This window comes from Brunnivagina elsteri CCALA 953 (assembly GCF_002289455.1).
Lineage (GTDB): Bacteria > Cyanobacteriota > Cyanobacteriia > Cyanobacteriales > Nostocaceae > Brunnivagina > Brunnivagina elsteri.
In genome coordinates, this window is record NZ_NTFS01000221.1 from 1 (window position 1) to 11,005 (window position 11,005).

General features: G+C 36.6%; 7 protein-coding genes and 2 tRNA genes. 6 read left to right on the forward strand and 3 right to left on the reverse strand.

What is annotated here, in order from left to right:
* The 3 genes from CK510_RS32865 to CK510_RS18455 form a co-directional block, all read right to left on the reverse strand.
* Positions 1-184 (reverse strand): hypothetical protein (locus CK510_RS32865; protein WP_211293224.1); only part of this gene is annotated, 184 nt, incomplete at its 3' end.
* 606 nt (positions 185-790) lie between these two features.
* Positions 791-864: transfer RNA gene (locus CK510_RS18450), tRNA-Val, on the reverse strand.
* Between the two features lie 148 nt (positions 865-1,012).
* The gene (locus CK510_RS18455) at positions 1,013-2,512 is read right to left on the reverse strand and encodes a hypothetical protein (protein WP_095723099.1); all 1,500 of its coding nucleotides are present in this window, start codon (positions 2,510-2,512) and stop codon (positions 1,013-1,015) included.
* 169 nt (positions 2,513-2,681) lie between these two features.
* Between CK510_RS18455 and CK510_RS18460 the strand changes: the two genes are divergently transcribed.
* From CK510_RS18460 to gltX, 6 genes are all read left to right on the forward strand, one after another.
* On the forward strand, positions 2,682-3,458 hold the full coding sequence (locus CK510_RS18460; protein WP_095723100.1) for an SDR family NAD(P)-dependent oxidoreductase: 777 nt from the start codon (positions 2,682-2,684) through the stop codon (positions 3,456-3,458).
* Positions 3,459-3,537: 79 nt separating this feature from the next.
* A complete protein-coding gene (locus tag CK510_RS18465) occupies positions 3,538-4,719 on the forward strand; it encodes an esterase-like activity of phytase family protein (RefSeq protein WP_095723101.1) in 1,182 nt (393 codons plus the stop codon).
* 554 nt (positions 4,720-5,273) lie between these two features.
* Positions 5,274-6,965 (forward strand): serine/threonine protein kinase, encoded by a 1,692-nt coding sequence (locus CK510_RS18470; protein ID WP_245912206.1) that lies wholly within the window; start codon positions 5,274-5,276, stop codon positions 6,963-6,965.
* A 175-nt stretch (positions 6,966-7,140) separates the two neighbouring features.
* Positions 7,141-8,712 carry a serine/threonine protein kinase gene (locus CK510_RS18475; protein ID WP_245912207.1) on the forward strand — a complete coding sequence of 524 codons (1,572 nt, stop codon included), beginning with the start codon at positions 7,141-7,143 and terminating at the stop codon, positions 8,710-8,712.
* Between the two features lie 103 nt (positions 8,713-8,815).
* A tRNA-Asp gene (locus tag CK510_RS18480) sits at positions 8,816-8,889 on the forward strand.
* A gap of 652 nt (positions 8,890-9,541) precedes the next feature.
* The gene (gltX, locus tag CK510_RS18485; protein WP_095723102.1) at positions 9,542-10,981 is read left to right on the forward strand and encodes a glutamate--tRNA ligase; all 1,440 of its coding nucleotides are present in this window, start codon (positions 9,542-9,544) and stop codon (positions 10,979-10,981) included.
* Positions 10,982-11,005: the final 24 nt, after the last annotated feature.

Sequence of the window (11,005 nt, forward strand, 5' to 3'; positions counted from 1 at the left end):
GCAGAAAACTTTTCTGAGTCTCATGATGGACAATCTGGATGGTCAAAATAGTGCCTGAAACTAGGCTGTTGACTCTGGCTGTTTTGAGCCGATTTCCGAGAAAATTATTTATGCTACTTTTATTTGTGGGAAAGCGGCTGTTCCAGCCGCTTTCCCATAAAAACAGGCGACACATTTTTTGCATGAAGTCTTATGGGGTAAAGGGTTCAGAGTCAACAGCCTAGTTTCAGGCACTATTTTGACCATCCAGATTGTCCATCATGAGACTCAGAAAAGTTTTCTGCACCACTAAGGAATGAGGATTTAATAACCTACAACTTTCGATTTGATTTGGAATGGTGCGTTACGCTGCGCTAACACACCCTACTTTTGATACTTTTGCACTTTATTTAATCCGCGTTCCTAAGCCTAGAAACTTAAAGTTAAGCGATCACCAAAAATCACAAAAACCCCATTCCAGAGTGTAATGCGATACTACAAAAAAGATGTGATTCTGTTTTTGAACTTTGAGCGAACCTCATTTTGGAATCTCTAGAACTTACAATTCTTATACCATATGGACTTTAGGTTTTATATCAGAATGGAAATAGTATTATGAAAAGAGCCGCACCCAAATAAATTTTAGTGAGGAACAAGAGCTAAGTGACTGGTATTTAGCTTTAGGACATCAATCTGTTAATAGTGACATTAATTAGTGAAAAATGACACTAATCTGTTAACAGTGACAAATAATTAGTGAATGTACAGGTAAAGTCACAATCCCATAATCCATATAATCTGTGATCAATAATGGACGTAACTGGATTCGAACCAGTGACCCCGTCGATGTCAACGACGTACTCTAACCAACTGAGCTATACGTCCGCACTTTCGTTAATATAGCACATTTTTCTTCGGAGAGCAATTTTTTTTACTATATTGCTGAAAAATATCTGTCGTATCCAATAAATCCTGTGCTGGTAGCAATATTCTGAGAGGAGGTTGTGATATTGAACGTGACAATTTCCAATGCTCAAATATTTTGCATTCTTCTCTGTGCTAGTGTGATGAGTTGCTGTGCTTTCGGGTAAGAAGTGGTTTGCGATCGCACTGTTTCCAGTTGATTGATAATTCCTTGAATTTCTGATTTCCATTGTTGTCTATTTGATGGTGAGAATGCGATTAAGTTTTGTATTTTTTGGTTAGCTCGTAAAATTATTTCTTGCCCACTTTTTTCTGACTCATATCTTTCTTCGATAATACCCAAATTGCTTTGATACTGAGCAATTAATTTTTGTGCTTCTACATAACCAGCATCTTTAACATCAATTTCTTTCAATTGTGAAATTGCATTATTCCAAAGTTCCGCAGATTGTTTCCATTTAGGAGCAGGATGTGGTGGTTTTTGGGTAATTGTTGCAGCAGTAAAAGCATATTGTTTTGCTGCTTCAATATAATTAATGCTACTGGAATTAGCCACTGTTTGTTCTTTTGATTGAATTGAAACAAGTAGCTTTTGCGCTTCCAAATAACGTGGATTTTCCTTGGGAATTTGATTTAACTTATAAAGAGCTTGCTGCCATAATTTAGATGCTCCCTGGGGATTTGTAGGTTTAATTTTTTGAGCTTCTAAATCAAATTCCTGTGCAGCGCTGATATATGTCGCTGTAAAAGCATCATCCAATTCTTGTATGTAACCTTTGAGCTTTGCTTGTGCATTTCTCCCTGCTATTGTTTCCTCTGGAATTTGCTCAAATAGAGTAATTGCCTTTTTCCATGCCAAAACTGCTGTTTCTTTTTCTGGGATAGTTTTTGCCGTTGTATACTGCTGTTTCGCTACCTCAAGTTTTCCTTCAGCTTCTTGCAATGGATTTAGGGAATTTTGATTTTGAAATGCGATCGCTTCTAATCTTGCGACTTTTTTCCGTGCAGCTTCAAATTCATCAAGTGTAAATTTCCAACTGCAACCAAGCCAGTTACAATATGCTTCTGGATAATAACCTAAAAACCAAACAGGTAATTGATCGAGATGTTTTTTTGCCTCTGTAGCTTTTTCTTCCCCACGTTGGATATCTGCTGCACTCGTGGGATTATCTAATAATTGTTCTGCTTGTCCAAGGGTATCAATTGCCTCACGATAGTGATAATCCATACTCATAAAACTTGGTACAAGTAAAATTGGTGCGGTTTTGGCAACTGACTTACGAATCATCGGATTAGGTAAGTTTGCCATCCATACAATTCCCCCTGAACCTGTAAGGAATATGATTAAGAATGTAATTTTTCCAAAAATTCCTGATGGTTTGTTTGCTTTGATTGCTTTCTTAATTACTTTGTCGCTAAATTGCGGGTAAATATCGGAAACTGTGTCACGTAACTCATCAAATTTCACCTCAGAACCCTTTTCTAAACGGAGTTTTTCTAAACGTTTAATGACAATTAGCTTTTCAGTTTGCCCAATTGCATCGTTGTTAGCGCATCGTTCTACTTCAACGCGCAAAACTTCAAATGCTTTATTATTTAACTTAGTCATTATTTACACCTGATTCTACATATACTTAGTATTCCCACAGTGAGGATGAGAATCCCACAGATGTCAGGAGTTTTTCAGCTAAGAGGAATATTACTATTGATTACGAAAAAGACTTGTACTTGTTGTTAGTATTTATAAAGGTCATAAACAAAAACTCATCTTATTAAAAATGTCAACTGCTCTAATTACAGGTGCTTCTGGTGGTATTGGTAAGGCTTTTGCTGTATATATGGCTGCTCATGGAATCAATTTGGTATTAGTAGCGCGTTCTGAAGTAAAACTGAATCAACTTGCATCAGATTTACAGGCAAAACATAATATTAAAGTAGATGTTATTATTCAGGATTTGACTGAGACTGGTGCAACTAAAGCTATATTTGATTACACCCAGGAACGGGGAATTACAATTGATTTTTTAATCAATAATGCAGGTTTTGGTGATTATGGTGATTTTGCAGAAAGTGATGAAAATCGCCAAACTCAAATCGTGCAATTAAACATCTTAGCATTAGTTGATTTAACGCATAAATATTTGCCACTAATGCGACATCAGCGTTCAGGAAATATTATTAACATTGCTTCCCTCACAGCATTTCAGCCAATGCCTTATATTTCAGTTTACGCAGCAACAAAAGCTTTTGTATTAAGTTTTAGCCAAGCTTTGTGGGCAGAAAATCGTAACTATGGTGTACGTATATTATGTAGCTGTCCTGGTCCAACCAATACCAACTTTTTTGTGGAAGCGAAATTTCCAGAGGCGATCGCAGCCAAAAATACCCAAGTTAGTACCCCTGAAGTCGTAGTACGTGATACATTCCGAGCCTTAGAAAAGGGTGACTCGGTTGTAATTAGTGGTGGCTTTACGAATAATGCGATCGCACATTTATCTCGGATTTTACCCCGAAAAACCCTGGTTAGTTTTTTGGAAAAACAGTTTAAAGTTTGAATGAGGAGAATACCCAATAAATAATACGTAATTTGATTATGGTATCCTGTTTGTGGCTTTAACGGGACAAAAAATAAACATGAAACTAATTAGAAAAGCTTCTGTTTGGAGACAAGTTATTTACTTTTGTATTCCAATTCTCATTATTAGCTTCTTATTTACTAATCTAAGTTCATCTGCTATTGAAATCACTGGGATAGATTTTATTGGGGAAACTACTTTCCCCAGTAGTACGACTTTTCAAAATACTCCTTTTGGTGGACTCTCTGGTATTACCTATGATGAGGAAAAGCAACTTTATTATGCCATTTCTGATGACCGCAGTGAAAAAGCCCCTGCTCGTTTTTATAGCCTCAAAATTGACTTGAGTAAAGGAAAACTCAGAGATGGTGGTGTCGTACCTGTTGGGGTTAAGTTGTTACTGAATGAAAAAAATCAAAATTTTGCACGGGGAACAGTAGATACGGAGGGAATAGCATTAAGTAAAGGAGAAAGTGTATTTATATCTTCTGAAGGTGATGCATCACAACTAATCAACCCATTTGTCAAGGAATTTTCCCTTGTTTCTGGAAAAGAAATCAGTAATTTACCAATTCCAGATAAGTTTTTACCTACGAGTGATGGTAAAAAAGGTGTTCGCAATAATTTAGCATTAGAAAACCTCACTATTACCCCAGATAAACAATATTTATTTACTGCTTCTGAAAATGCTCTGATTCAAGATGGTACGGAAGCTAAATCAGGAGTTCCCACATCTTGTCGTATTCTTCGCTACAACCTGGAAACAAGGCAACCTGACAAGGAATACTTATATAAAACTGAAGCGGTAAAACCATTAATTAATCTAACTGGTAAATACGCACAAGGTTTACCAGATTTACATGCAATTGATAATCAGGGACATTTCATCAGTATCGAGCGTGCATTTACGGGTTTGGGATTTGGTATCTCTTTGTTTCAAGTTTCCCTTGAAGGTGCAACGGATATTAGTAATATCAATAGTCTTCTTGATACTAACATTAAAGATATCAAACCTGTGCAGAAGAAACTACTGTTAGATTTACGTAAACTTGATGTTCTACTCGATAATATCGAAGGTTTAACCCTTGGTTCCAAACTAGGTGATGGACAGCCATCTCTAATCCTTGTGAGCGACAATAACTTCCAATCCATCCAGCGTACCCAATTCCTTGCCTTCAAACTGAAAACAGAGTCATCTCTGCAACGGTTGCTGCGTCGTCTAAATCTTAAAAGTAATTAGCAGTAAGGATAAATTTGAGGGAGGTTTACCGGGGAAAATCTAATTTCTCGTTATGCCTCTTTTTTTCTTAGTCAGTGTATCCACTGAAAGTACTGCTAGCACTTATTTTCAGGTCATCAGGTTTCCGTGTAATTTCTCATGTAGATTGCTGAAAATATGTGTTAAACCATGTTTAGATACTTTCACATAGGTCAAATTCAAAACTTTACTGTTATTTTATACTTTTTACACCCAAATTTCATGTGTTATCTCAAACTCATTAAAAATTGCGATATGGTGACTGCATTAAAATACATCCCCCAGCAAAATTTCGCCGCTTATCGCAGTTACAATTACAAATTAAATAGATAACAAGTAAACGGGTAAAATCTGAACTTATGTCATGCTGTACTTGCTACTTACTTTTATCCGCTTGCGCGTCTTCCCGGAGGGTAGCATCTTTAAGATTTTTACACAATTTAAAAGTAAAGTTGTAACCCGTTTTTAGTCTAACAAGCAAGTTTATTAAACTTACGTTATTGCCAGTTAGTTGATATTAATAAAAAAATATAATTATGAATGTTTTTCTGTTGCAAGATAAAGTCAAAAATCAAGTAATGCATAAAGCAGAATTAGACGGCTATCTAGGAAAATTCTTAAACAATCGTTATTTAATTAGAGAACTAATTGGTAAAGGTGGAATGGGTAGAGTTTACCTTGCAGAAGACGCTGCCAAAGGTGGAATGCCAGTTGCAGTCAAAATTCTATCATTAAGCCTTGACAACCAGCAAATTTCGCAGCGCTTTGCACGGGAAATTTTTATTGGCGCTCAATTAGGACGTAAAAGTAAACATATTGCTCGCGTTCTTAGCTATGGAATCACGGAAGATAAAGTTCCTTTTTATGTGATGGAATATTTACAAGGGACAAATTTAAAAACAGTTATTAGAAGCAAGTCATTAAGTATTTCTAAAATCTTAGATATCATTTATCAAATATGCTTGGGTTTACAATGTGCCCATCAAGGAATTAACCTCAAAGGTGAAATTTATCCAGTTTTGCACCGTGATATTAAGCCAGAAAATATTTTTATTTCGGAAGATAGTAAGGAAACTGAGTCTATTTGCCAAGTGGAGAATCCAAAGAGTGAAATAGTCAAAATCCTTGATTTTGGAATTGCAAAGTTTTTAACAGAACGTGCTGGAATGACTCTTACGGAATCATTTATTGGGAGTTTACCATATTGTTCTCCAGAACATATGGAAGGACGCAAATTAATGGATGTTCGTTCTGATATATATAGTTTGGGCGTGTTAATGTTTGAAATGCTAACTGGTAAACATCCTTTCTACATGAAAGATAATTCTTTTGGTAATTGGTATCAAGCTCATAAATTTCAAATGCCACCAAAGTTAAAAGAAGTTAATCCTGATGTGCAAATTCCGAGAGAATTACAAGAATTAGTAATGAAGTGTTTGGCGAAAGAAGTTAAAAATAGACCAGAAAATGTCGGAAAAGTTTTAGAGGTTTTAGGAAGGATTAAACAGCAGCAAAATGGAGATTTTTTTAATGCTGCAACATTTAAAAATACAAGTAATGTTCAAAATTCTTCTTCCTCTACCCAACTAGTTCCTGCAACCTTAATTTCCGAAAAAATTTGCTTGCAGAAAACATGGCCCTCTAACAAACCTATTGCCCTGATTTGTTTTCCACATATTCTCCAATCAACTCAAGGTAATATCCCAACTTTTTGGGCAATGTTACCTAAAAAAGAAATTGAAAGTTTTACGAAACAAATTAATGCGACAGAATTTATCTTCCAGAAAAAGAATCTACATCCCGTCTTATTATGGGTGACGGTATTATGTGACAATAAGTTTAATCTGACTCGTTGGTTGTCATACTTTTTGGACATGAAAGATGCAAAAAGTCAAAAAATAGTACAGACATTAGCAAAGACAGGTTACTATCACCTACTTTTATTTGCATTAGAAAACCCTCAAAAATGCGAACAAGTAGTTACATTAACTTTATCTGCAAGTAATCGGCAAATTTTGGCAGACTGGCTAGAATTAAGCGAACAGATTAACCCAGTATTATCATTGAATGAAAGTAAGAATATTTTACGAGTTGAGTATGAAAAAAGGAAACCAGGAATTATTAATAATTTAGTGGAAATACAAAAAAAACAGAGAATTAATTTTAGGGAATTACTCGATAAAACATTAAGTAAATTTATGCGTGTAATGTCTCGTCCAATCATTTGATTTTGGTTAATTTGAATTAGTTTTAATTAAATAGTTGTTTTAGTTATTTGGTTAGTTAATCTTAAATCGCTTAGAATCAGCTACCCTACAATGATATCTAACTGAATCTACAGCAACATATTCCATAATAAACTCTGTATAAATAATAATTGAAAATAAGTTTGAGAATTTCATAGTGAACACTGTATTTTTGTCCTCTGAAGGTGGAGGGAGGTTAATTGCTAATCGTTATCAGCTAAAAACATTAATTGCTAGCGGGGGAATGGGGGAAATTTTTTTAGCGCAGGATATATTACTTGGTGGAGTACCAATTGCGATTAAGCTAATTTCTCATGGGGTTACAGATAGTAAACAGCATCAAGAATTTGCCGATGAGGCTCGTATTTGTGCAACATTAAGTCAAAGAAGTATCCATATTGTTAAAGTCACAGATTATGGTGTCAGTGATACTGGTGAAGCATTTTATGTAATGGAATATCTTGAGGGTAAAACATTAGGTGATTTAATCCCTTTACCAGTTGATAGATTTATCAAAATTACCCGTCAAATTTGTTTGGGCTTACAGTGTGCCCATGAAGGTATTAATATTGATGGGAGAAACTATCCTTTGGTGCATCGAGATATTAAGCCAGAGAATATATTAGTAACTTCAGATTTAATATTAGGTGAACTGGTCAAAATTTTAGATTTTGGGGTGGCAAAACTGCTAAATTTGTCATCAGCAATTAGCAAAAATAATTCAAATCATAGTAATAATAGCTTTCAAGGAACTTTACCTTATTGTTCACCTGAACAGTTGGAGGGAGGAGAAATAGATCGTCGCTCAGATATTTATAGCTTAGGAGTGGTGATGTATGAGATGTTGACGGGAAAGAAACCTTGGCAACCAGAAACTGATTATTTTGGAGCTTGGTATAAATCCCATCGTTTTGAAATGCCCCGTCCAATTTTATCAGCAAATCCAAATCTGGAAATACCCCAGATTCTGCAAGATTTGATTATGGCATGTCTGTTAAAAAATCCATGCGATCGCCCACAAAATATTGCTGAAGTTATCAAAGTAATTGAAAGTATCAAAACTCAACATTTAGAAGCCAGATTTACAGCTTTCAAATCGATTGTTATTCCTCCGACTACTGATTCTGTGTCTAATTCGAGTTTAAGCTTATCAGTGGAAAAGGCTTGCTGGGGGTTAACTTGGTCAAAAGATAAACCGATTCAGGAAATTGTGTTTCCCCAGTTAGTGACAACTGGAAATGAGACGGTTGCAGCTTTATCCCTGATGATGTCCAAACAGGAAATCCAAAAACGCGGACTTATTGTACGCCATAACCAGTTTATCTTTATTGGGAAACCCTATCCAATGCTGTTATGGGTGACTTTGCTTTACAGTCGCGTTCACGTAGTGTCTCCAAAGGAGAATCGCGTAGTGTCTCCAAGGGAGAATTCCAATAAAAAATGGTTGCCTTGTTATTTAGATATGCAAAACCAGCATCACTTGGATATTGTGCGTTCTCTGAGTGAGAATGATATTTACCCGCTTATTTTCTTTTCGCTGCAACCTCCCCATACTTGTATCAATGTATTGGAGAGTCGGATCGATTCGCGACAGCAACAAAAGCTCAAATTTTGGCTTCAGCAAATTAATTTACTCCCAACTGCCTCTAGTTTGCGGATGGATTTGAGTAAAAAGCTTTTGCATGAACATTATCAAAAAATGCGTAGCCATAAAACCGCTTGTCTTTGACATCCTGTTTAATCGTTTTGAGTATGGCGAAATAAAATTACGGTAAGTACTTGACAAAATTCCTTTGCTTCAGCATAATTAGAAAGTTGCCAAAAGCAATCAAGGGACTGTAGTTCAATTGGTTAGAGCACCGCCCTGTCACGGCGGAAGTTGCGGGTTCGAGCCCCGTCAGTCCCGTTCTTAATTTGAATAGTTGTAAATGCCTAAATATAGAACCCCTCTCCAAACCTCTCCCCTTGGTAAGGGGAGAGGCTTAATAAACTGGGTTTTTGGTGGGTAAAAAGTCTATTTTAGGACTTACGCATTGACAGAAAAATCAAAATAGGGGGTATGGTTTTCAGCGTTTTGACCTTGATTTTTTGGCTTCCCACCAAGCAATCGCAACCAAGAAACGGTAATTGAGAAAAGCCTGGAATAACGCATTTACGTTAATACATAACATAGCTCTTTTGTACAGTGCGTAAGTCCTATATTTTTTAACATTTGATTCGTGTAGCTATAAATGATACTTAACTATTAACAGATTTTCTAAATGCAGGTGTAAGGGACTTCCAGAAAATAAAATCTTCAACTCATATACCTACCAACACTATCATACGAAGTGTGGGGAGACCCAACCCCTACAATTCTGGGGAATTTATTTCTTGGTGTTCCCTAAATATTCACTTATTCCCTGGGATGCTTTAACTAGGGTTAATTTCGGGTTATGCTGATTTATTTGGAAAGCATAGATTTTGGTGAAGACTTGGGATAACCATGTTATTAGCCGAAAATGAGCAAATAAATCAGTAAATAAATCAAAGAAACAAACAAACATCAAAAAAATATTATGACAGTAAGAGTCCGTATTGCACCTAGTCCAACGGGGAGTTTACATATTGGTACAGCAAGAACTGCCGTATTCAACTGGTTATTTGCCCGACATCACAATGGTAAATTTATCCTGCGAATTGAGGATACCGATGAAGAGCGATCGCGTCCAGAATTTACCGATAATATTATGGAGGGATTGCGCTGGTTGGGGTTAACTTGGGATGAGGGACCGTTTTTTCAGTCGCAGCGTTTGGACATGTATAAAAGCGCTGTGCAAAAGTTACTCGACCAAGGTTTAGCTTATCGCTGTTACACTACATCTGAAGAACTAGATACATTGCGGGAAATCCAAACAGCGAAAAAGGAAGCACCTCGCTACGATAATCGTCATCGAAATTTGACACCAGAACAAGAAGCTGCATTTAAAGCTGAAGGGCGTAGCTGTGTAATTCGTTTTAAAATGGATGATAACCGCCAAATTGTCTGGCATGACTTAGTACGGGGAACTGTCACCTGGAAAGGTAGTGATTTGGGTGGTGATATGGTGATTGCCCGTGCTGCTGATGATGGGATTGGTCAACCACTTTATAATTTTGCGGTTGTGGTGGATGATATAGATATGCAAATCACCCATGTGATTCGTGGGGAAGACCACATTGCGAATACAGGCAAGCAAATTTTGTTATATGAAGCTTTTGGGGCAAAAATCCCAGAATTTTCCCATACTCCCCTAATTTTGAATAAAGAAGGACGTAAGTTATCGAAGCGTGATGGTGTGACTTCGATTTCTGATTTTCAGGAAATGGGCTTTACAGCAGAAGCTTTAGTTAATTATATGACATTGTTGGGTTGGTCGCCGCCAGATTCTACCCAAGAAATTTTTACCCTTGCTGAAGCTGCGACGCAATTTAGCTTTGATCGTGTGAATAAAGCGGGGGCGAAATTTGACTGGGAAAAGTTAGATTGGGTTAATAGTCAATATATCCACACAATGCCCATAGATAAATTGACAGATATGTTAATTCCTTATTGGGAGAAAGCGGGTTATAAATTTGATACTGGTCGAGATAGAGTTTGGTTAGAAAACTTAACAACTTTAATTGCCACTAGTCTGAAGCGGTTGCAGGATGCTGTGGATATGACCAAAGTCTTTTTTAGCGAAACGGTGGAATATCAAGACGAAGCAAAAGCGCAATTACAGCAGGAAAGTTCGATAACTGCAATCAAGGCAGTTTTGGCAGTTTTGGAAACCGAACAAGAATTAACAGAAACCACTGCTCAAGAGATGATTAAACAAGTAATGAAAGAGCAAAACCTGAAAAAAGGTGTGGTGATGAAAAGCTTGCGTTCTGCCTTCACTGGGGAAGGACATGGACCTGACTTGGTTCAATCATGGTTATTGCTACATCAACTTGGTTTGGATAAATCAAGATTAGCGATCGCATTATCGAACTAACTCAACATAGAACCCCACCCTAAC